Here is a 22274-nt window from a genome sequence, read left to right as displayed (position 1 = left end):
TGCCCGCTATCCTCTTCTTTATCCCAGCACGCTGCCCAGTTGAAAGATAGGCAGATACATGGCGATCACCAAAGCGCCGACAATCCCGCCCACCACCAGCATCAACAGCGGCTCCAGCGTTTGCGCCAGCGTATCGGCCAGCTCGTGCGTCTGCCGTTCATACCACTGCGCCAACTTATCCAGCAAGGCGTCCAGCGAACCGGACTCCTCGCCCACCCGCACCAGCTGCCGGCACAGTGGCGGAAACAGCGGTTGCAAACCCAGAGCCTGATGAAACGCTTCGCCTTCGGCGATCTGCCGTTGCACCTGCTCCAGCGCCTGCCGGTACAGCGGATGATCCGCCGCCAGCGCCGCCGCGTTCAAGCCTTCCACCAGCGTCAGCCCGGCGCGTTGGGTCATGGTCAGGATACGAAATGTTTGGCTCAGCGCGCCGCCGCTCACCAGCCGGGCAATCAGCGGCAGGCGCAGCAAGGCGACCTGTTCGCGTTGGCGCCACGGAGGACGCGGATGCAGCCAGCGGCAGTAGCCGAACAGCAACGCGCCGAGCAGCAGCGCCAAATAGGGGCCAACGGCGATCAGCAGCGCGGACAACCCCAATAATCCTTGGGTAAACCAGGGCAGCGGCGCATCGAACGACTGATAAACCTTGGCAAATTCCGGCAGCACCATCACCAGCATCAGCACGCTGACCAGCAGCGCCACCGCGCAGATGAAGAGGGGATATCGCAGCGCTTTGGTCACCTTGCGGCGCAGCAGCAACTGGGCCTCCTGTTGTTGCGCCAGCTGCAGGCAGCAGCGATCGAGGTTGCCGGTCAGTTCGCCGATGGCGATCAGTTGGCGATAGATCAGTGGAAAAACGCTTGGTTGTGCGGCAAGGCTTTCGGAGAGCGGCTGCCCTTCGCGCACCTGGTCGGCCAGCTGGCGCAGCAGGCAGCGCCAGGCTGCCGAAGGATGCTCTGCTGCCAGCAACTGCAGCGTATTGACCAGCGGCAGCCCGGCCTGCAACAGGGCAGCGAGCTGGCGGGTGAAGTGGATTAAGGGTTCTCCGCGCCATTGGCCGGGCGTGACGCGTTTGCCGTGCCCGATCCGCCAAGGTTGCAGGCCTTGTTCGATCAGCAGCCGGCTCACCTGCCGTTTTTCCTCGCTCATCAGTTCGCCGCGGCGTAAGGTGCCCTGAGCGTCGAAAGCCTGCCACAGAAACAACCGGCGCGCTTTCATGGCGTGGTTACGCCGAGTTGGACGACGTCGATCACGCGGTACAGTTCTTCCAGCGAGGTCGTGCCTTCGGCGGCCAGCGCCAGACCCGCCTGCAGCAGCGAAAGCTGCCCCTGTTCGCGGGCGATATCCGCCAGCAGACTGGGAGCGGCGTTCGCCAGCAATGCCGCCTGAATTTCCGGCGTAATGGCCAACAGTTCATACACGCCGATGCGCCCATAATAGCCGCCGAAGCAGTGCTCGCAGCCGTCGGCGCGCCAGGCGAGCAGCGGTTCCGCCCAGAGCGCGGTGGGAAAATGCGCCGGCTGGCTTTGCGGGTAGCGGCAGTGGCGACACAGCCTGCGCACCAGCCGCTGGGCGACGACCAGCTTCAGGCAGCCGGCGAGCAGGTAGCCGGGGATACCCATGTGCATCAGCCGCGTCAGGGTTTCAGCCGTGGAGTTGGTATGCAGCGTCGACAGCACCAGGTGGCCGGTTTGCGCGGCCTTGACCGCGATCTCGGCGGTTTCCGCATCGCGGATCTCGCCGATCATGATGACGTCCGGATCCTGGCGCAGCAGGGCACGCAGCACTCGGGTGAAGTTCAGCTCGGTTTTGGCGTTGATCTGGGTCTGATTGACGCCGAACAGCGGGATCTCGACCGGATCCTCGACGCTGCACAGGTTGCTTTGCGCATCATTCAACTGGCGCAGCCCGCTGTACAGCGTTACCGTCTTGCCGCTGCCGGTCGGGCCGGTCACCAGGATCAAACCTTGCGGGCAGGCCAACGCTGCCGCGTAGCGCGCCAGATCCGTCCGGCTCATACCCAGTTGATCCAGCGGTAGCTCTTGCTGCTCGCCCTGCTGAACGCGCAGCACCACCTTTTCGCCGTGCAACGTCGGCAGGGTGGCGATGCGCATGGCATAGCGCGCGCTGTCCAGCGTCAGGCTGAGCTGCCCGTCCTGAGGTTGACGGCGCTCGGCGATATCCAGTTGGCCGAGGATCTTCAGCCGGGCGATGAGGCGCGCAGCCAGCTGCGGCGGCGGTGAGGCAAGGGTTTGCAGCACGCCGTCGATGCGCAGGCGAATGCGAAAATGCTGCCGAAAGGGCTCAAAGTGAATGTCCGAGGCGCGGCGCTGAATGGCCAGGCGCAGCGTCTGGTTGATGAACTGTACCACCGGCGCATCGCCGTCGTCGGGGTAGGCGATGTCGGTCGTGTCCTCTTCGGCCGTCAACGGCGCCGGGAGCGGCTCGTGGTGCTGGTTCAGCGCCATCTCCAGCCTGGCCGCCGGCCATTGTTCCAAATGGATGCGCTTGCCGGTGGCGAAACGCAGTGCCGCCAGCAGCCCCTGCGGCGCTTCTTCGCTGAGCGCGACCGTCAGGGTGGTCGGGTCTTCGCTCAGCGCCAGCGCCTGATAGCGCCGGCACAGGGCGTGAACCTCTTCGCTGATTTGCGCGTTCATCGCCATTACTCCGCCGCGTTGTCGAAGCGGAAGACTTCCTGGCACACCTCAACCAGCGTCGCGTTTTCGCTGCTGCACAGCCGGGTCCAGCGGGTCAGCCCATCGGCGTTCGACTTGGGGGTTAATGCCACCGCCAGGCCCTGTAGCGTTTGGCTGCCGGTCAGCGTGATCACGCCTTTGACGACTTTCACCCCGCTGACATAGCGCGACGTGCCGCCGGTGGGAATGCCTTTGCTGCCGGACTCGCAGCCGGCGGGCGCGCCTTCGTCCAGCACGCACAGCTCGACCGCCATTTTATACGGCGCCATGGTTTGCAGCATGTCGGTCATCGCCGCTTTCTGGATGTAGCGCTGGTAGGCGGGAATGCCGATGGCGCTGAGGATGGCGATGATGGCGATCACCACCATCAGTTCGATCAGGCTAAAGCCGCGTTGTGTTTCCATGCGTTGTTTCCTCCATAAGGGTGTGGAAAACAACGGTAGCGGTTTGCGCGGGGGAACGGCGAGCAGGTTTTACGCGTTTCTCGGCGTACTTCCATCAGTATTGATGTGGTTTGCAGCGGTGAAAAAAACGGTGAGAGAGGGTTCGCAATTTTACGGTAACGCCCCCGGCAGCGGCCGGGGGCGAGGGGATCATTTGAAGCGCATCGACAGATCGAGCGCGGTCACATGCTTGGTCAGCGCGCCGACCGAAATGTAATCCACGCCGGTCTCGGCGAAGGTGCGCAGCGTCTCGCGGGTGACGTTGCCGGACACTTCCAGCTGGGCGCGGCCCTGGGTTTGTGCGACCGCCTGACGCATCATCTCTACGCTGAAGTTGTCCAGCATGATGATGTCGGCGCCGGCATCCAGCGCCTGCTGCAGTTCATCGAGCGACTCGACTTCCACTTCCACCGGCACGTCGGCGTGCAGCCAGAAGGCTTTTTCCACCGCGTTCTTGATAGAACCGGAGGCGATGATGTGGTTTTCCTTGATCAGGAAGGCATCGGACAGCCCCAGCCGGTGGTTGCTGCCGCCCCCGCACAGCACGGCGTATTTCAGCGCGGTGCGCAGGCCGGGTAAGGTCTTGCGGGTATCGAGCAGGCGAGTCCGGGTGCCTTCCAGCAGGGCCACGTAGCGGCTGACTTCGGTCGCCACGCCGGAGAGCGTCTGCACGAAGTTCAGCGCGGTGCGCTCGCCGGTCAGCATCACCCGCGCCGGGCCGCGCAGCCGGCAGAGCGGTTGGTTCGGCGTCAGACGGTCGCCGTCCGCCACCAGCCACTCCACCTGCACCTGATTGCCCAACTGAATAAAGACTTCGTTCAGCCAGCGACGGCCACAGAACACGCCGGCTTCGCGGGTGATGACGGTGGCTTCGGCCTGTTTGTCTGCCGGTAACAATTGCGCGGTAATATCGCGCCCGGCGTCGACTTCACCCCCCAGGTCTTCGCGCAGCGCCTGGGCGACGGCATAGGGAATATCACTTTCAATTCGTTCAAGAAGCTCGGTGCGGCGACTGTCGGCACTGTAGCGGCGTGTCGGCATGGAAAACTCCGAAATGGACGGTTAGATCGTAGGGGAACATGCTACTCTGTTGCAGGAATAAGTACCACCGCAGAGAGGTGTCTGATGCAGTTGGAAAATGGCTGGATTGTCGGGGCGACGCGAGTGCTCTCGCCGCACTGCGATCGGCGCCCGGATGACGAGCTCCCCTCGTTGCTGGTCATCCACAACATCAGCTTGCCGCCCGGCGAGTTCGGTGGCCCCTATATCGACCAGCTGTTCACCGGCACGCTCGACCCTGCGCAGCACCCTTATTTCGCCGAGATCCATCAGCTGCGGGTGTCGGCGCATTGCCTGATTCGCCGCGACGGGGCGATAGTGCAGTATGTGCCTTTCGACCAGCGCGCCTGGCACGCGGGCGTTTCCCTGTATCAGGGACGTGAGCGGTGCAACGATTTCTCCATCGGCATCGAGCTGGAAGGCACTGACCAGTTACCCTACACCGAAGCGCAATATCGCACGCTGCAGGCGGTAACCGCGCTGCTGGCCGAACGTTATCCGCCGCTGGCGGCCAATATCGCCGGGCATTGCGATATCGCCCCCGGCCGCAAGACCGATCCCGGGCCGGTGTTCGATTGGGATCGCTATCTGGCATCTCTGGAACAACGCGGCGCGCCCGCCGACGCTATGCTTGAGACAAGAAAAAGGGAGAGGAATCGCTAATGACGCTGTTTACGCTGTTGCTGGTTTTGGCCTGGGAGCGCCTGTTCAAGCTGGGAGAACACTGGCAGCTGGATCATCGCCTCGAAGTGGTATTTCAGCGGCTGCATCGGGTTTCGCTGGCACAGACGCTGGCGATGACCGCCGCCTGGATGGTGATCGTCTGGGGCGTTCTGTGGTTGTCGCACGGGCTGTTCTTCGGCGTGGTGACGCTGCTGCTGTGGATCGTCATCGATCTGCTGTGCGTCGGCGCCGGCATCAAGCGCAAACACTACCGCGCCTACCTGAAAGCGGCGCGGCAGGGGGATATCCACGCCAGCGATCAGATGGCGGAAGAGCTGGCGTTGATCCACGGTTTGCCGGTGGACTGCAGCGAAGAGCTGCGCCTGCGCGAACTGCAAAACGCGCTGCTGTGGATTAACTTCCGTTATTACCTGGCACCGCTGTTCTGGTTTGTGGTCTTTGGGCCGTACGGGCCGATTGCGCTGGCGGGGTATGCCTTCCTGCGCGCCTATCAAACCTGGCTGGCGCGCCACAATACGCCGCTGGAGCGTTCGCAATCGGGCATCGATCACCTGCTGAACTGGCTGGACTGGATCCCGGTGCGTTTGGCTGGAGTGGCCTACGCGCTGTTTGGCCACGGCGAACGCGCATTGCCGGCCTGGTTCGCCTCGCTGGGGGATCGGCATTCGTCGTCGTATCAGGTGCTGACGCGGCTGGCCCAGTTCTCGCTGGCGCGCGATCCGCATATGGATCCGGTGCAAACGCCGCGGGCGGCGGTGACGCTGGCGCGCAAGGTGACGATGATCATCGTGGTGGTGGTGGCGCTGTTGACCATTTACGGCACGCTGCTTTAAGCCGCTGAGAAAAAAAAACGGGCGCCGAGGCGCCCGTTTTTTTGGCCATTCGGCCGGGATTACAGCTTGGCGAAGCAGCGACGCGCGGCGTCGATGGTGCGCTGGATGTCTTCCTTGCTGTGCGCCACGGACATGAAGCCCGCTTCGAAGGCGGACGGTGCCAGATACACCCCTTCTTCCAGCATCAGGTGGAAGAAGCGCTTGAAGCGTTCCACGTCACACTGCATCACGTCCTGGTAACAGGTGACCGCCGGCGCGTCGGTGAAGAACAGGCCGAACATGCCGCCGACGTTGTTGACCACCAACGGAATATTCTCTTCCTGCGCCGCGTGCAGCAGGCCAGCGGCCAGCATTTCGGTCAGTTCGGTCAGCGTCTGGTGCACGCCGACCTGTGAGACTTCGGTCAAACAAGCGTAGCCCGCCGCCATGGCGATCGGGTTGCCGGACAGGGTGCCGGCCTGGTAGACCGGGCCGGTCGGCGCCAGCGCGTCCATCACCTCGCGACGGCCGCCGAAGGCGCCCACCGGCATGCCGCCGCCGATGATTTTGCCGAGGCAGGTCAGATCAGGCTCTACGCCGTAATAGGATTGCGCGCCGGCCAGCGCCACGCGGAAGCCGGTCATCACTTCGTCGATGATCAAGAGCGCGCCGTACTTGTCGCACAGGGCGCGCAGGCCCGGCAGGAATTCCGGCAGCGGCGGCACGCAGTTCATGTTGCCGGCGACCGGCTCGACGATGATACAGGCGATTTCGGACGGGTACTGTTCGAAGGCGGCGCGCACCGAATCCAGATCGTTATAGGTGCAGGTCAGAGTGTGCTTGGCGAAGTCGGCCGGCACGCCCGGTGAGTTCGGCTGGCCGAGGGTCAGCGCGCCGGAGCCGGCTTTCACCAGCAGGCAGTCGGCGTGGCCGTGATAGCAGCCTTCGAACTTGATGATTTTATCGCGGTTGGTGTAGCCGCGCGCCAGGCGGATGGCGCTCATGGTGGCTTCGGTGCCTGAGTTCACCATGCGCACCATATCCATCGTCGGCACCAGCTCAGTGACCAGCTGCGCCATTTTGACTTCCATCTCGGTCGGCGCGCCGAAGCTCAGGCCGCGCTGCGCCGCTTCGATTACCGCGTCGCGGATCGCCGGGTGGTTATGCCCCAGCACCATCGGCCCCCAGGAACCGACATAGTCGATATAGGCCTTGCCGTCGGCATCGAACAGGTAAGCCCCGTCTGCCCGCTCGATAAACAGCGGCACACCGCCCACGCCGGTGAATGCACGCACCGGAGAGTTTACCCCGCCGGGGATCAACTGTTGCGCCTGGGCGTACAGACTTTCGGACTTGCTGTGTAGGCTCATAAATCGGCTCCTGGATTCTCTTTTGAATGATTTGACCGCGCTATTCTAGAGGAGAGCGCCGCGTTATGAAACGATCACAGTCAGATACCATTAACGGCAGCGTCCGCCGCCAGGTTGGGGTAGAATTATCGCTCTGCCTATTTGTATTACAAATTACCTGACGAATCACTCGCGATGACAGAATCACAATCACAGCCCGTAGGGACGTTGAGCCCGCGTCTGCGCCGCAGCGATGCGGTGCGTCAGTTTATTCGCCGCGATAAAACCCCGGTGGCGATCCTGGTGATGGCCGCGCTGGTGGGGGCGCTGGCCGGTTTGCTCGGCGTGGCCTTCGATAAAGCGGTGGAGTGGGTGCAGCAGCAGCGGCTGGCTTCGCTGGCGCAGGTCGCCGACTCCTGGCTTCTGGTGTGGCCCCTGGCGTTTATCCTGTCCGCCGCGCTGGCGGCGCTGGGCTATTACCTGGTGCGGCGCTTTGCGCCTGAGGCGGGCGGCTCGGGCATTCCGGAAATCGAAGGCGCGCTGGAAGAGCTGCGGCCGGTACGCTGGTGGCGCGTGATCCCGGTGAAATTCATCGGCGGCATGGGCACGCTGGGGGCGGGCATGGTGCTGGGGCGCGAAGGGCCCACGGTGCAGATGGGCGGCAACGTCGGGCGCATGGTATTGGACGTGTTGCGCATTCGCGGCGCCGAGGCGCGTCATACGTTGCTGGCGACCGGGGCCGCCGCCGGCTTGTCCGCCGCGTTCAACGCGCCGCTGGCCGGCATCCTGTTCATCATCGAAGAGATGCGGCCGCAGTTCCGCTACAACCTGATCTCGATTAAAGCGGTGTTTATCGGCGTTATCATGTCGAGCGTGGTGTTCCAGCTGTTTAACGGCCAGGGGGCGGTGATCGCGGTCGACAAACTTTCTTCGGCGCCCATCAATACCCTGTGGCTCTATCTGGTATTGGGGGCAATCTTCGGCGCGGTGGGCGTGGGGTTCAACGCGCTGATCTTTCGCACTCAGGACATGTTCGCACGCCTGCACGGCGGCAGAATGCGCAATGTCTTGCTGATGGGCGGGCTGCTCGGCGGCGTGTGCGGCATTCTGGGACTGATCCAGCCGGAGGCAGCGGGCGGCGGCTTTGGGCTGATCCCGATCGCCGCGGCGGGCAACTACAGCGTCGGCATGTTGATGTTTATCTTTATCACCCGCATCTTCACCACGCTGCTGTGTTTCGGTTCCGGCGCGCCGGGCGGCATCTTCGCGCCGATGCTGGCGTTGGGCACGCTGTTCGGCACCGCCTTCGGGCTGGCGGGGGCGCATCTGTTCCCGCAGTACGGCATCGAGGCGGGCACCTTCGCCATCGCCGGCATGGGGGCGCTGTTCGCCGCCACGGTGCGCGCCCCGCTGACCGGCATCGTGCTGGTGCTGGAAATGACCGACAACTACCAACTTATTTTACCGATGATCATCACCTGCCTCGGCGCCACGGTGGTGGCGCAGCTGCTCGGCGGCAAGCCGCTGTATTCGTCGATCCTGGCCCGCACGCTGCAAAAGCAGGAGGCGCAGCTGGCGCGGGAGGCGGCGCAGAAAACAAGTAAGGAAAATACAACAAATGCGGTGAATACTTGAACGCAACACTCAGGTATCGGATAATCGTTAATATTAATCAGGCAGCCATAGTCGCGATCTGATGCTGAACAATGTTGGGAGTAAAGAGTATGAGTGATCAAACGGCACTGCCCCTGCAATTTACCGAGGCAGCAGCAAACAAGGTTAAGTTCCTGATTGCTGACGAAGAAAACCCGAACCTGAAGTTGCGGGTTTATATTACCGGCGGCGGCTGCAGCGGATTCCAATACGGCTTCACTTTTGACGACAAGGTCAACGATGGCGATATGACCATCGAGAAGCAGGGCGTGGCGCTGGTGGTCGATCCGATGAGCCTGCAGTACCTGGTCGGCGGTTCGGTGGACTACACCGAAGGGCTGGAAGGGTCGCGCTTTGTGGTGACCAACCCGAATGCCAAAACCACCTGCGGTTGCGGTTCGTCGTTCAGCATCTGAGTTTGCCTGCCAGAATGTCAACTCGCTCGCCTTACGGCTGGCGGGTTTTTTTATGCCTACCATTCCACGAGGATCACTGCCGTGCCGTTCTCCTGCGCCGGCCGGCCGCGAGTGATGCGCGGCTGCTCAGCGTTCGAGAATAAAGGCGGGCAGCTTGAGATGCCAGCGGATGGCCGCCAGCCGAATGGCCAGGGTAATGAGCATGCCCAGCATCATGGCCTGTTGCAGCGGCATATTGAAGGTGTAAAACGCCGTGGCGTGCACGATGCCGCCGATGATGCAGGCGGTGGCGTAAATTTCGGTGCGCAGGATCATCGGGATCTCGCGCGCCAGCACGTCGCGGATAATGCCGCCGCCGACGCCGGTGATCACCCCCATGCAGATCGCCACCAGCGGGCCGGTGCCGGCCGCGAAGGCCTTGTTGACGCCGATGCCGACGAACACCGCCAGCCCGACGGCGTCGAGCACCGGCAGCACCCACTTCGGCAGGCGGCGCGGCTGGCGCACCAGCAGCAGCGTCAAGACGCAGGTGATCATCGCCACCACCAGATCGGTGGGATCCTTGACCCAGAATACCGGGCCGTTGGCCAGCGCCATGTCGCGGATGGTGCCGCCGCCGACCGCGGTGACCACGCCCAATACCAGCACGCCGAACGGATCCATGCGCAGCTTGCCGGCCAGCAGCACGCCGGAGACGGCGAACACCGCCGTGCCGAGAATATCCAGCCAGAACACCAGCATCAGCGGATCTCCGCCAGCTGGCGGCACAGCTGCTGCGCCGCCAACAGGATGCGCGGCCCGCCGCGATTGAACCAGTCTTCGTTCAGCGCGATCACCGGCACCTGCAGCTGCGGCGCCCAGAAGGCTTTCACATTGGCGGCCTCTTTCGCGCCGCCGGTGATGACGATGGCCTGCGGCTGACGCGCCAGTACCTGCTCGCGGCTGATCTGCGGCCAAGGGGTGCGGCTGTCGGCGAAGACGTTCTGCCCGCCGCACAGCGCCAGCACCTGGCTTTGCAGCGTGGCGCCGGAGCTGGTGAACAGCGGCTGGGTGCCGAACTGCAGCAACACACGGCGTGGCACGTTAGTGGCGTACTGTTGCCTGAGAGCGGCGAACTGGCGGCGAAGGCCTTCTGCGGCCTGATGCGCCTGGTCCGGGTGCGGGCTGTAGCGCGCCAGCTTGTCCAGCAAGCCGGCGATCCCTTCGAGATTGTCGGCGTCCGCATAGAAGATCGGGATGCCGAACGCGGCGAGCTGATCCAACGCGCGTTGCGGATTGCCGCCGCGCCAGGCGAGGATCAGATCCGGCTTGAGCGCCAGCACCCGCTCCAGATTGATGCCCTGCCAGGAGGCCACCTGCTCCAGCCTGGCGGCCTGCGGCGGGTAATCGGAATAGGCGCTCGCCGCCACCAGCACATCGCCCATGCCGGCGGCATAGGCGAGTTCGGTGGCGTTGGGCGCCAGGCTGATCACCCGCTGCGCGGCGCCGGCCGGCAGAGCCAGCCAGAGCGCCAACAGGCAGAACATCGAGGTGAAGCGCAGTCTCACATCAACCGCGCTTGGCCAGGGTTTGCAGCATGGCGTTGACCATCAGCGTGGACTGCTTGGCCGCTACCACCAGGAACTCGTCAAAGCTCATGTGCGATTCGCTGTCGGCGACGTCGGAAATGGCGCGCACCACCACGAACGGCGTGCCGAACAGATGGCAGACGTGGGCGATAGCCGCGGCTTCCATTTCCACGGCGGCGACGCTCGGGAAGGTGGCGCGGATGCGCGCCAGCGGTTCGGCGCCGTTGATGAAGGCGTCACCGCTGCAGATCAGGCCGCGCACCGCGTGCAGATCCAGCTGTTTGATGCAGCTTTCCGCCAGCGCGATCAGCGCGTCGTCGGCGACGAACGCCGCCGGGCAGCCGGCCATCTGGCCCGGCTCGTAGCCGAAGGCGGTGACGTCGGCGTCGTGGTAGCGCACTTCTTCCGACACCACGATATCGCCCACGCGCAGCGTGCTGGCCAGGCCGCCGGCGGAGCCGGTATTGATCACCACGTCGGGGCTGCAGTGCTCCAGCAGCAGGGTGGTGCCCATGGCCGCAGAGACTTTGCCGATGCCGGATTTCAGCAGGGCCACGTCAACGCCGCCGATCTGGCCGGTGTAGATTTCGCAGCCCGCGCGCTGGATGGTTTGACGGTTTTCGATTTGATCGCGCAGCAGGGTGACTTCCTGCTCCATTGCGCCGATGATGCCTACTTTCATAAATAACACTCGCTGATTGGCCGTGAGAATTGCGGCATAGTCTATCATGGCTGTGTAAGAGAGATAATGCGTTGCATCCGCCGCCGGGAATTGTTATCACGGGGCAGGGCGCAACGGCGGAGAAACAGATGTCCGGGATCGACTTCAAGCAAAAAATCAGCTTCCAACGGCCTTTCAGCAAACCGATCGAGGCCGAGGAAGAGTACGACATCGTGCGGCAGTTCGAGAGCGATCGCGGGCGCATCGTCAACTCGGCGGCCATTCGCCGTCTGCAGCAAAAAACTCAGGTATTTCCGCTGGAGCGCAACGCGGCGGTGCGCAGTCGCCTGACGCACTCGATGGAGGTGCAGCAGGTCGGGCGCCATATCGCCAAAGAGATCCTCAACCGCTTCAAACAGGCGGGGAAGATCGACGAACTCGGCCTGACCCGGCTGCTCGATCCGTTTGAAAGCATCGTGGAAATGGCCTGCCTGATGCACGACATCGGCAATCCGCCGTTCGGTCACTTCGGCGAATCGGCGATCAATGACTGGTTTGCCCAGCGGCTCGATCCCGCCAGCTGCGGTAGCGAGCCGGGCAGCCACGATCGCTGCCAGGTGGCGACGCTGCGCCTGCATGAAGGGGAGAGCGATCTGAACCGGCTGCGCAGCCGGATCCGTCAGGATCTCAGCCACTTCGAGGGCAACGCCCAGGCGATCCGCATGGTGTACAGCCTGTTGAAACTCAACCTGACCTACGCGCAGGTCGGCTGCATTCTGAAATACACCCGCCCGGCCTACTGGGCGAGCGACATCCCCGCCAGCCACAGTTACCTGATGAAAAAGCCCGGCTACTATCTGGCGGAAGAGGCCTTCGTCGATCGGCTGCGGCGTGAGCTGCATATGGGCGAGTTCGATCGTTTCCCGCTGACCTACATTATGGAGGCCGCCGATGATATCTCTTACTGCGTGGCCGATCTGGAAGACGCGGTGGAGAAGAGCATTTTCACCGTCGAGCAGCTGTATCAGCACCTGATTCAGGAGTGGGGCGAGGTGGCGCCGGGCGATCTGTTCGACAAGACCGTCGCCAGCGCGTTTCGCAAGATCGATCGCGGCGGCGCGCGGCGCAGCGCGGAAGATCAGTTCTTCATGTATCTGCGGGTGTTCACCGTGGCGCGGCTGGTGCCGCACGCGGCGCAGCGCTTTATCGACAATCTGGACGCGGTTTATCAGGGCAGCTTCAATCAGGCGCTGCTGGAGGATTCCAGCCCGGCCTACCGGCTGCTGAAAATATTTAAAAATGTGGCGTTCAAGCATGTGTTCAACCACCCGGAGGTCGAACAGCTCGAGCTGCAAGGCTACCGGGTGATCAGCGGCCTGCTGGACATTTACAGCCCGCTGTTGGCGATGTCGCTGGCGGACTTCAGCCTGCTGGTGCGTGAGGACAGCCACCGCGCTTACCCGATCGAAACGCGCCTGTTCCACAAGCTGTCCACCAAGCATCGGCTGGCGTATGCGGAGGCGGTAGAAGGGCTGCAGCATTTATCGCCGGAGCAGCAAGCCATTCGGGAATATTATTTCCGCGCGCGTTTATTGCAGGACTATATCAGCGGAATGACCGACCTTTATGCCTATGATGAATATCGTCGATTAATGGCGGCGGAATAATTAAGCTGAGGAATAATTATCAGCAATTCCAACCGGTTGGCTGTCTTGATTTTTGTAAAGACGGACAATATTTGTTTACTATTGCCAATCATCTGCGCCGGAACTTCAGGCTATTAATTAACTCTGAATAAGCACGCAAGACGGCCATTCTTTTTTGAACGACTTTATAAGAGACACACAGATGAAAAAAACCGCATTAGTTCTGAGCGCATTGGCATTCAGCATCGGCATGGCGATGGGCCCGGTGACGGCCAGCGCCGCTGAAACCGCCTCTTCCAGCACCCAGCAGTTGCCGAGCCTGGCGCCGATGCTGGAAAAGGTAATGCCTTCCGTGGTGAGCATTAACGTTGAGGGCAGCACCACGGTCAATACGCCGCGCATGCCGCAGCAGTTCCAACAGTTCTTCGGTGAAGATTCGCCGTTCTGCCAGGACGGTTCGCCGTTCCAGGGCTCGCCGATGTGTCAGGGCGGTGAACAGCCTGGGCCGGATGGCCAGCCGCAGGGCACGCAGCAGAAATTCCAGGCGCTGGGCGCCGGGGTGGTCATCGATGCCGCCAAGGGCTATGTGGTGACCAATAACCACGTGGTGGATAACGCCAACAAGATCCAGGTGCAGCTGAGCGACGGCCGCCGTTTCGACGCCAAGGTGATCGGCAAGGATCCGCGTTCCGACATCGCCCTGATCCAGCTGAAAGACTTCAAGAACCTGACGGCGATCAAGATGGCGGATTCCGATCAGCTGCGCGTCGGCGATTACACCGTAGCGATCGGCAACCCCTACGGGCTGGGCGAAACCGCCACCTCGGGCATCGTTTCCGCCCTGGGGCGCAGCGGCCTGAATATCGAAAACTACGAAAACTTTATCCAGACCGATGCGGCGATCAACCGCGGCAACTCCGGCGGCGCGCTGGTTAACCTGAACGGCGAGCTGATCGGCATCAACACCGCGATCCTGGCGCCGGACGGCGGCAACATCGGCATCGGCTTCGCCATTCCGAGCAACATGGTGAAAAACCTGACGGCGCAAATGGTCGAGTATGGCCAAGTGAAACGCGGCGAGCTCGGCATCATGGGCACCGAGCTTAACTCTGAGCTGGCCAAGGCGATGAAGGTCGACGCGCAGCGCGGCGCTTTCGTCAGCCAGGTGGTGCCGAAGTCTTCCGCCGCGAAGGCGGGCATCAAAGCCGGTGACGTGATCGTCACCATGAACGGCAAGGCCATCTCCAGCTTCGCCTCGTTCCGGGCAGAGATCGGCACGCTGCCGGTCGGCAGCAAGATGTCGCTGGGCATTATCCGCGACGGCAAACCGGTGACCATTGACGTCACGCTGGAGCAAAGCGCGCAGACCCAGGTGGCCTCGGGCAATATCTACACCGGCATTGAAGGCGCCGAGCTGAGCAATGCCCAGGTCGGCAACGTGAAAGGCGTCAAGGTCGACAGCGTGAAAGCCGGCAGCGCCGCCGCGCGCATCGGCCTGAAAAAGGGCGACGTGATCCTGGGCGTGAACCAACAGCCGATCCAGAACCTGGGCGAGCTGCGTAAAATCCTCGACAGCAAGCCGTCGGTGCTGGCGTTGAATATTCAGCGCGGCGATAGCCAGCTGTACCTGCTGGCGCAGTGATAAACGTCAGGCGCTAAAAGCAACAAAGGCACGCTATGGCGTGCCTTTTTGCATTATGGCCTGAGGATTCAGGCCGGTTGCGCCAGATGCACGCGCGCCGCGTGGATCACCAGTTCAATCTCATCCAACAGCTCCAGCCACTCCGGCTCCAGTTCGTCGTTGGTGATGCCCTGGCGCAGCTGCCGCTCGAGGTAGAAACACAGCTGCTTGAGGCGCGGCACGCCGCTGTAGCTGCAGCTGCCGTGCAGCTTATGGACCAGGTCGAGGATCTCGTCGTCGTGTTGCCCCTCGAGCAGCGCCTGCACCCGTTCGCGCACCTGCGGCAGGAAATCGAGCAGCATTTGCAGCAGATCGCGCGCCAGATCCGGCTTATTGGCCGCCTGGCGCAGCGCCAGCGGCCAGTCGAGCGACAGCGGGGCATCGTCGGCGACGGCGTTTTCCACGTCGCCGCTGTGGTAGCGCGACAGCACGCGGGTCAGCATTTTCTCGTCGATCGGCTTGGCCAGGTAGTCGTCCATCCCCGCCTGCAGCAGATGCTCGCGTTCGCCGCTGGCGGCATGGGCAGTGACGGCGACGATCGGGGTGGAGTTGTGGTGCGGCAGTTGGCGGATCAGTTCGCTGGCGTGAATGCCGTCCATCTTCGGCATTTGAATGTCCATCAGGATCAGATCCAGCACGTTGTTGCGCGCCAGCGCCAGCGCCTCCTCACCGCTCTCGCACAGCAGCGTTTTTTCCACCTGTTCGCCCAGCAGCGTGCCGATCAGCTTCAGGTTGGCCGGGTTGTCGTCGACCGCCATCACCGTCAGCGGCAGACGTTTACGCTCAGGCGGGGCGGCGAGCCGATCGGGCGCCTCCATTCTCAGCAGAGGGAACAGACGCGTGCTGGTGATCGGCTTGATCAGGCAGCCGAGCGCGCCTTGTTGTTTAAGCAGCTCGGCATCGATCTGCGCCTGGCACGGCAGCGCCAGAATGACCCTATCGGCCAGCTTCAGCGAGGCCAACAATTTGTCCTGATGCTGCGCCATGTTGTCGCGGAACGGGATCGGCACGCCGGCCAGCAGGAAGTCATAGTGGCTTGGCGGCAGCTGGCCCAGCGTCGGCGAGTGGGTGATCACCAGCTGCGTGACGCTGAGCATGTTGAGCGTCGCCTGCGCCGCCGTCGGGTTGGACTCGATATAGGCCAGCGTTTTGCCGTTCAGATCCGGCAGACTCGGCGCCAGCGACAGCATGCCCTCATTCAGATCCAGCGTGATATGGAACCAGAAGGTCGAGCCGCGGTTCAACTGGCTGTGGAAGCAGATATCGCCCCCCATCTCTTTCACCAGCTTTTGCGTGATCACCAGCCCCAGCCCGGTGCCGCCATGGCGGCGGGAGATGCTGGCGTCCGCCTGGCGGAATGCCTGGAACAGCTGCGACTGCTGGCGTTCGGAGATGCCGATGCCGGTATCGTGGATCTGCACTTCCACTTCCACCCGGCGCTCCAGCTGTTTGCGCAGCTCGACGCGAATGTCGATATTGCCGGTTTCGGTGAATTTGATGGCGTTGCCCAGCAGGTTGGTGATGATTTGCTGCAGGCGCAGCGAGTCGCCGATCACCTGCTCCGGCACGTCGTTGTGCACATCCAGCGTCAGCTCCAGGCCCTTGTCGTGGGCGCTGGGCGCCAGCAGCACCACCACTTCGTCCAGCGTTTCACGCAGGGCGAACGGAATATGCTCCAGCACCAGCTTGCCGGCCTCCAGCTTGGAGAAGTCCAGCACGTCGTTGATGATGGTCAGCAGGTTGTTGGCCGAGCGCTCGATGGTCTGCAAATAGTCGGTCTGGGTTGCGCTCAGATCGGTTTTCAGCATCTGGCGGGTGAAGCCGATCACGCCGTTGAGCGGAGTACGCAGCTCATGCGACATGTTGGCCAGAAATTCGGACTTGATGCGCGCCGCCTCCTGCGCACGTTTTTTCGCCAGATCCAGTTCGACGTTCTGGATCTCCATCTGCTCCAGCGTTTCGCGCAGGTCTGACGTGGCCTGATCGATGTTCTGCTGCATCTCTTCGTGATAGGCGGTGAGCGACATCGCCATCGAGTTGATGCCGTTTTTCAGCATGTGCAGCTCGCCGAGCATGTAGCCTTCCACGCGGCTGTCGAGCTGGCCACGGCGGATGCGGTCGACGGTGTTCACCATATTGCGGATCGGGCCGGTCACGTCGCGCATCAGCCGGTAAGCGAACAGGATGGCGATACACATGCACAGCAGCAACAGCAGGGTAGAGACAAAGACCTCTTTATATTGCTGCAGCCGCACCGACTGCAGATCCAGCTCGATCGCCACATAGCCCAGGTTGTTGTCGGGATGGCTGCCGCCGTCGGCGGTTTCATCCGGATACTGGCTTTCCGACAGGATCGGCGTGCGCAGGATCAGCGAATCGCCGCGTCGGGTGAGCATCAGATCGGTGGGCAACGGCACGCCTTTCGGCAGCTGCAGCTGAGCGAAGTTGTGATGATAATTGGAGGTGACGAACAAATTGTTCTGCGCATCGAACACGGTGATCGAACGCACGATGTCCGAATGGCGGCGGTGCAACAGGCTGACCAACTGCCTGACCGATTCGCGGCTGCGGAACGTCATGCCGTACTCGCTGGCCACCGCCAGCGGCTCGATGATGCTGGCGCCGGCGTCGACCAGTTGTTCCTGCAGCTCGTTATAGCGGTGCACCACGAAGAAGGTGCTGAGCAGCAAACCAATCAGCAAGGTCGGTGCCAGAATCAGGATCATCATGCGCGCACGCAGGCTGTATTTGGTCATGGGATTCCAATGTGGGAGAATTGACAGCTGACACTAGCTTAATGAACCAGCACACAATCGACAAATATGGCGCAATTCTACTCTCCCAAACGCCGCGTGACGACCCGGCAGAGCTCACAAATCTTCACCGTGACGGTGAGCGATCTCGATCCTTTCGGCCAGGGCGTGGCGCGCCACGACGGCAAAGCGGTGTTCGTGCCGGGCGTATTGCCGGGCGAGCAGGCGGAAATCCAACTGACCGAAGACAAGCGTCAGTTCGCCAAAGGCAAGCTCAAACGCCTGCTGAGCCGCAGCCCGCAGCGGGTAGAACCGCGCTGCCCGCATTTCGGCGTGTGCGGCGGCTGCCAGCAGCAACATGCGGATGAGGCGCTGCAACAGCAGAGCAAGGCGGCGGCGCTGGTGCGCATGATCGCCCGCGAAACCGGAGTAACCCCGCAACAGGAACCGGTGATCGCCGGCCCGGAATACGGCTATCGCCGCCGCGCCCGCCTGAGCCTGGCATGGCAGCCGAAGCTGCAGCGCCTGATGATGGGCTTTCGGCAGGCGGCCTCCAGCGAGCTGGTGGCGGTGGAGCACTGCCCGGTGCTGCGGCCGGAGCTGGAGCAGCTGCTGGCGCCGGTGCGCGCCTGCCTGAGCGGGCTGCAGGCGGTGCGGCGGCTGGGGCATGTGGAGCTGGTGCTGGCGGATAACGGCCCGCTGCTGGTGCTGCGTCATCTCGACGCGCTGAAAGAGGCGGATCGGCAGGCGCTGTTGGCGTTTGGCGAGCGGGAAAAGGTCGCCGTTTATCTGGCGCCGGACAGCGAACGGGTGGAAAAACTGTGCGGTGAAACGCCGTATTATCAGGTTGACGGGCTACGCTTAGACTTCAGTCCGCGCGACTTTATTCAGGTCAATGACGTCGTAAACCAACAAATGGTGGCGCAGGCCCTTGAATGGCTCGACATTCAACCCAATGATCGGGTGCTGGACCTGTTCTGCGGCATGGGTAATTTCACCCTGCCGCTGGCGCGCCGCGCCGCCGCGGTGGTGGGCATCGAAGGTGTTGCCACGCTGGTAGCGAATGGGCAATATAATGCACATAAGAATAAGCTGAATAATGCGTCGTTCTTCCATGAGAATCTGGAGGACAACGTTGCGCGGCAACCTTGGGCAGCACAAGGGTTTGATAAGGTGATGCTGGATCCCGCCCGCGCCGGTGCGGCCGGGGTGATGTCACACATTGTAAAACTGGCGCCGGCGCGGGTGGTGTATGTTTCCTGTAACCCCACCACGCTGGCTCGCGACAGCAACGTGCTGTTGAACGCCGGTTATCGTCTTGCGCGCGTGCGGATGTTGGATATGTTTCCGCACACGGGGCATCTTGAATCAATGGCGCTGTTTATCAACGAGCGTGCGCCAGAGGTCGCTGCAAAGTAGGGAGAAGTTATGGTTGCGGTAAGAAGTGCACATCTGAATACGGCGGGTGAGTTCGCTCTTGATGAGTGGATCGCCGGCTTGGGGCTACCTAACCCGCAGTCATGTGAGCGATTGGCCGCAACCTGGCGTTATTGTGAGCAGCAGACCCAAAACCATCCTGACGCCTCGTTGCTGCTGTGGCGCGGCCTGGAGATGGTGGAAATTCTCTCGACGCTGAGCATGGACAATGACAGCATGCGCGCCGCGCTGCTGTTCCCGCTGGTGGACGCCGGCATCGTGCAGGAAGAGACCCTGACCGAAGCGTTCGGCAAGGGCATCGTCGCGCTGGTGCACGGCGTGCGTGACATGGACGCCATTCGCCAACTGAAAGCCACCCAAAACGACTCGATGGCCTCCGAACAGGTCGACAACGTGCGCCGCATGCTGTTGGCGATGGTGGAGGATTTCCGCTGCGTGGTCATCAAGCTGGCGGAGCGCATCGCCCACCTGCGTGAGGTGAAAGACGCGCCGGAAGACGAACGCGTGCTGGCGGCGAAAGAGTGTTCCAACATCTACGCCCCGCTGGCCAACCGGCTCGGCATCGGCCAGCTGAAGTGGGAGCTGGAGGATTTCTGCTTCCGCTACCTGCATCCGGAAGAATATAAGCGCATCGCCAAGCTGTTGCATGAGCGCCGCATCGATCGCGAACAGTTCATCGACGATTTCGTCGCCGGGCTGCGCGCCGAGATGGCCAACGAAGGCATTCGGGTGGAGATCTACGGCCGGCCGAAACACATCTACAGCATCTGGCGCAAGATGCAGAAAAAACACCTGGCGTTCGACGAACTGTTCGACGTGCGTGCGGTGCGCATCGTGGCGGAGCGCCTGCAGGATTGCTACGCGGCGTTGGGCATCGTGCATACCCACTTCCGCCATTTGCCGGATGAGTTCGACGACTACGTCGCTAACCCGAAGCCGAACGGCTACCAGTCGATCCACACCGTGGTGCTGGGGCCGCGCGGCAAAACCGTAGAGATTCAGATTCGCACGCGCCAAATGCACGAAGACGCCGAACTGGGCGTGGCCGCGCACTGGAAGTACAAAGAGGGCGCAGGCGTGACCGTGCGCTCCGGCTACGAAGAACGCATCGCCTGGCTGCGCAAGCTGATCGCCTGGCAGGAAGAAATGGCGGACTCCGGCGAGATGCTCGACGAAGTGCGCAGCCAGGTGTTCGACGATCGGGTCTATGTATTTACCCCGAAAGGCGACGTGGTGGATCTGCCGGCCGGCTCCACGCCGCTCGATTTCGCCTACCACATTCACAGCGACGTCGGTCACCGCTGTATCGGCGCCAAGATCGGCGGCCGCATCGTGCCGTTTACCTATCAGTTGAAGATGGGCGATCAGATTGAGATCATCACCCAGAAACAGCCGAACCCGAGCCGCGACTGGCTGAACCCAAACCTGGGGTATGTCACCACCAGCCGCGGGCGCTCGAAGATCCACAACTGGTTCCGCAAGCAGGATCGCGACAAGAACATTCTCGCCGGCCGCCAGATGCTGGACAACGAACTGGAACACCTCGGCATCAGCCTGAAAGAGGCCGAAAAGCTGCTGATCCCGCGCTACAACATGAACTCGCTGGACGAGGTATTGGCGGCGATCGGCGGCGGGGACATTCGCCTGAATCAGATGGTGAATTACCTGCAGGGCAAGTTCAACAAGCCGAGCGCCGAAGAACAGGATCGCGAGGCGCTGCGCCAGCTGGTGCAGCAGAAAGCGCCGCCGCCGGCCCGCAACAAGGACAACGGCCGAGTGGTGGTGGAGGGCGTGGGCAACCTGATGCACCACATTGCCCGCTGCTGCCAGCCGATCCCGGGCGACGACATCGTCGGTTTTATCACCCAGGGGCGCGGTATCTCGATCCACCGTGCGGACTGCGATCAGCTGGTCGATTTGCAATCGCACGCGCCGGAGCGCATCGTCGATGCGGTATGGGGTGAAAGCTACTCCAGCGGTTATTCGCTGGTGGTGCGCGTGATGGCTAACGATCGCAGCGGGTTGCTGCGCGACATTACCACCATTTTGGCCAACGAAAAGGTCAACGTGCTGGGGGTTGCCAGCCGCAGCGACACCAAGAAACAGTTGGCCACCATCGACATGGATATCGAAATCTACAACCAGCAGGTGCTGAGCCGGGTGCTGGCGAAGCTGAACCAGCTGCCGGACGTGATAGACGCCAAGCGTCTGCACGGCAACTAAGCTCACATCGCCTTTCGGGCCGTATGCGCTATCGATACGGCCCGAGGTCCATGCATTCGGTGGGCGCTCCCATGCGCCCCCATTCTTTCTCAGAGATTTTTTATGACCCAATCCACTCCGCTGCAGCGCCTGCTGAACATCATGAAAACGCTGCGCGATCCCCAGGTCGGTTGCTCGTGGGACCGCAAGCAAACTTTCGCCACCATCGCGCCCTACACGCTGGAAGAGACTTACGAAGTGCTGGACGCCATCGAGCGGCAGGACTACGCCGATCTGCGCGACGAACTGGGCGATTTGCTGTTCCAGGTGGTGTTCTACGCCCAGATGGGGCAGGAACAGGGGCTGTTCGATTTCGATGAGGTGTGCACCGCCATCAGCGATAAGCTGGAGCGCCGTCACCCGCATATCTTCGGCGACGCCGAGGATGGGGACAGCGAAGCCGTGGCCGCGCGCTGGGAGCAGCTCAAGGCCGGCGAGCGCGCCGAAAAAGCGCTGCACTCGGTGCTGGACGACATTCCGCAGGCGTTGCCGGCGCTGATGAAGGCGCACAAAATCCAAAAACGCTGCGCCTCGGTCGGCTTCGACTGGAACACCCTGGGGCCGGTGCTGGACAAAGTGTACGAAGAGATCGATGAAGTGATGCACGAAGCCCGCCAGGCTGTGGTCGATGAGAGCAAGCTGGAAGAGGAGATCGGCGATCTGCTGTTCGCCACGGTGAACCTGTCGCGCCATCTGGGGCACAAGGCGGAGAACGCGCTGCAGGCGGCGAACCGCAAGTTCGAGCGCCGCTTCCGCCAGGTGGAAGCGATCGTCCAGCAACGCGGGCTGCGGCTTGAAGACGCCACGCTGGAGCAGATGGAAGACGCCTGGCAGCAGGTGAAACGCCAGGAAAGTTGAATCGCTGCGACAACAATGTTGATCGACGACAAGGTTCACGAAAGCTGAAACGGTTAAGCTTGCAGTCAGGTCACAGGCGCATGGCTGCCGTCGGCAGCAAAAGGCCAACAAACTGAAATCTAAGGCGTTTTATCGCTCCTGAGGGGCGGTAAAAAGAAATTTTCTCCGCTAACTCTTTGTATTTCCTGGAGGGTTTGCGGGGCGCCGGCGGAGTAAACCCTGATGAACACGGGAGGGCGGCCGAGATGATGGACAGCAAAACGATCGTTTGTAGGTCAGGAGAGGTTCGGGTATAC

Annotated in this window: 18 protein-coding genes; 9 read left to right on the top strand and 9 right to left on the bottom strand. The window is 62.2% G+C overall.

Going from position 1 to position 22274, the window contains the following annotated elements; all coding sequences use genetic code 11:
• Positions 1-18: 18 nt before the first annotated feature.
• The 4 genes from hofC to nadC form a co-directional block, all read right to left on the bottom strand.
• Positions 19-1218, bottom strand: a complete 1200-nt coding sequence (hofC, locus tag L085_RS00465) for a protein transport protein HofC (RefSeq protein WP_044029682.1) — start codon at positions 1216-1218, stop codon at positions 19-21.
• Complete coding sequence (gspE, locus tag L085_RS00460) at positions 1215-2657, bottom strand: type II secretion system protein GspE (protein ID WP_044031906.1); 1443 nt, start codon at positions 2655-2657, stop codon at positions 1215-1217. Before gspE ends, hofC begins: the two co-directional genes overlap by 4 nt.
• Positions 2658-2662: 5 nt before the next feature.
• Positions 2663-3100, bottom strand: a complete 438-nt coding sequence (ppdD, locus tag L085_RS00455) for a prepilin peptidase-dependent pilin (protein ID WP_015376659.1) — start codon at positions 3098-3100, stop codon at positions 2663-2665.
• Positions 3101-3289: 189 nt separating this feature from the next.
• A complete protein-coding gene (gene nadC, locus L085_RS00450) occupies positions 3290-4180 on the bottom strand; it encodes a carboxylating nicotinate-nucleotide diphosphorylase (RefSeq protein WP_004932717.1) in 891 nt (296 codons plus the stop codon).
• An 84-nt stretch (positions 4181-4264) separates the two neighbouring features.
• Here nadC and ampD point away from each other — a divergent pair, with 84 nt between their 5' ends.
• Both ampD and ampE read left to right on the top strand, forming a co-directional pair.
• Positions 4265-4861: a 1,6-anhydro-N-acetylmuramyl-L-alanine amidase AmpD gene (ampD, locus tag L085_RS00445; RefSeq protein WP_044029681.1), complete on the top strand. Its 597-nt coding sequence runs from the start codon at positions 4265-4267 to the stop codon at positions 4859-4861.
• Positions 4861-5715 (top strand): beta-lactamase regulator AmpE, encoded by an 855-nt coding sequence (gene ampE, locus L085_RS00440; protein ID WP_004932714.1) that lies wholly within the window; start codon positions 4861-4863, stop codon positions 5713-5715. Before ampD ends, ampE begins: the two co-directional genes overlap by 1 nt.
• Positions 5716-5774: 59 nt before the next feature.
• Here the strand turns inward: ampE and hemL are convergent, their stop codons facing one another.
• Positions 5775-7064: a glutamate-1-semialdehyde 2,1-aminomutase gene (hemL, locus tag L085_RS00435; RefSeq protein WP_015376661.1), complete on the bottom strand. Its 1290-nt coding sequence runs from the start codon at positions 7062-7064 to the stop codon at positions 5775-5777.
• A 174-nt stretch (positions 7065-7238) separates the two neighbouring features.
• Here hemL and clcA point away from each other — a divergent pair, with 174 nt between their 5' ends.
• Together clcA and erpA are read left to right on the top strand one after the other, a co-directional pair.
• Entirely contained in the window at positions 7239-8678 is a 1440-nt protein-coding gene (gene clcA, locus L085_RS00430) for a H(+)/Cl(-) exchange transporter ClcA (RefSeq protein ID WP_033634217.1), read from the top strand.
• Between the two features lie 89 nt (positions 8679-8767).
• Positions 8768-9112, top strand: a complete 345-nt coding sequence (gene erpA / locus L085_RS00425; protein WP_004932708.1) for an iron-sulfur cluster insertion protein ErpA — start codon at positions 8768-8770, stop codon at positions 9110-9112.
• Between the two features lie 126 nt (positions 9113-9238).
• Here the strand turns inward: erpA and L085_RS00420 are convergent, their stop codons facing one another.
• From L085_RS00420 to mtnN, 3 genes are read right to left on the bottom strand one after another with little or no spacing between them, the layout of a single operon-like run.
• Positions 9239-9853: a TRIC cation channel family protein gene (locus tag L085_RS00420; RefSeq protein ID WP_015376663.1), complete on the bottom strand. Its 615-nt coding sequence runs from the start codon at positions 9851-9853 to the stop codon at positions 9239-9241.
• A complete protein-coding gene (gene btuF / locus L085_RS00415; protein WP_044029677.1) occupies positions 9853-10638 on the bottom strand; it encodes a vitamin B12 ABC transporter substrate-binding protein BtuF in 786 nt (261 codons plus the stop codon). The genes L085_RS00420 and btuF overlap by 1 nt, the downstream gene beginning before the upstream one ends.
• Before the next feature lie 22 nt (positions 10639-10660).
• Positions 10661-11362: a 5'-methylthioadenosine/S-adenosylhomocysteine nucleosidase gene (gene mtnN, locus L085_RS00410; protein ID WP_015376665.1), complete on the bottom strand. Its 702-nt coding sequence runs from the start codon at positions 11360-11362 to the stop codon at positions 10661-10663.
• Positions 11363-11490: 128 nt separating this feature from the next.
• Between mtnN and dgt the strand changes: the two genes are divergently transcribed.
• Together dgt and degP are read left to right on the top strand one after the other, a co-directional pair.
• Positions 11491-13008: a dGTPase gene (gene dgt / locus L085_RS00405; RefSeq protein ID WP_044029676.1), complete on the top strand. Its 1518-nt coding sequence runs from the start codon at positions 11491-11493 to the stop codon at positions 13006-13008.
• Between the two features lie 181 nt (positions 13009-13189).
• Positions 13190-14629 (top strand): serine endoprotease DegP, encoded by a 1440-nt coding sequence (gene degP, locus L085_RS00400; protein WP_044029675.1) that lies wholly within the window; start codon positions 13190-13192, stop codon positions 14627-14629.
• A 68-nt stretch (positions 14630-14697) separates the two neighbouring features.
• Here degP and barA read toward each other — a convergent pair whose 3' ends face one another.
• Positions 14698-17424 carry a two-component sensor histidine kinase BarA gene (gene barA, locus L085_RS00395; RefSeq protein ID WP_044029674.1) on the bottom strand — a complete coding sequence of 909 codons (2727 nt, stop codon included), beginning with the start codon at positions 17422-17424 and terminating at the stop codon, positions 14698-14700.
• A gap of 66 nt (positions 17425-17490) precedes the next feature.
• Between barA and rlmD the strand changes: the two genes are divergently transcribed.
• The 3 genes from rlmD to mazG all read left to right on the top strand — a co-directional run bounded on the left by rlmD (position 17491) and on the right by mazG (position 21978).
• Positions 17491-18840, top strand: a complete 1350-nt coding sequence (gene rlmD / locus L085_RS00390) for a 23S rRNA (uracil(1939)-C(5))-methyltransferase RlmD (RefSeq protein ID WP_044029673.1) — start codon at positions 17491-17493, stop codon at positions 18838-18840.
• 9 nt (positions 18841-18849) lie between these two features.
• Positions 18850-21081, top strand: a complete 2232-nt coding sequence (relA, locus tag L085_RS00385) for a GTP diphosphokinase (protein ID WP_004932686.1) — start codon at positions 18850-18852, stop codon at positions 21079-21081.
• Between the two features lie 102 nt (positions 21082-21183).
• Entirely contained in the window at positions 21184-21978 is a 795-nt protein-coding gene (gene mazG / locus L085_RS00380; RefSeq protein WP_044029672.1) for a nucleoside triphosphate pyrophosphohydrolase, read from the top strand.
• The last annotated feature ends 296 nt before the right edge of the window (positions 21979-22274 follow it).

The sequence above is a fragment of the Serratia sp. FS14 genome (assembly GCF_000695995.1).
Taxonomy (GTDB): domain Bacteria; phylum Pseudomonadota; class Gammaproteobacteria; order Enterobacterales; family Enterobacteriaceae; genus Serratia; species Serratia nematodiphila.
This window is presented reverse-complemented; position numbering and strand designations above follow the sequence as displayed.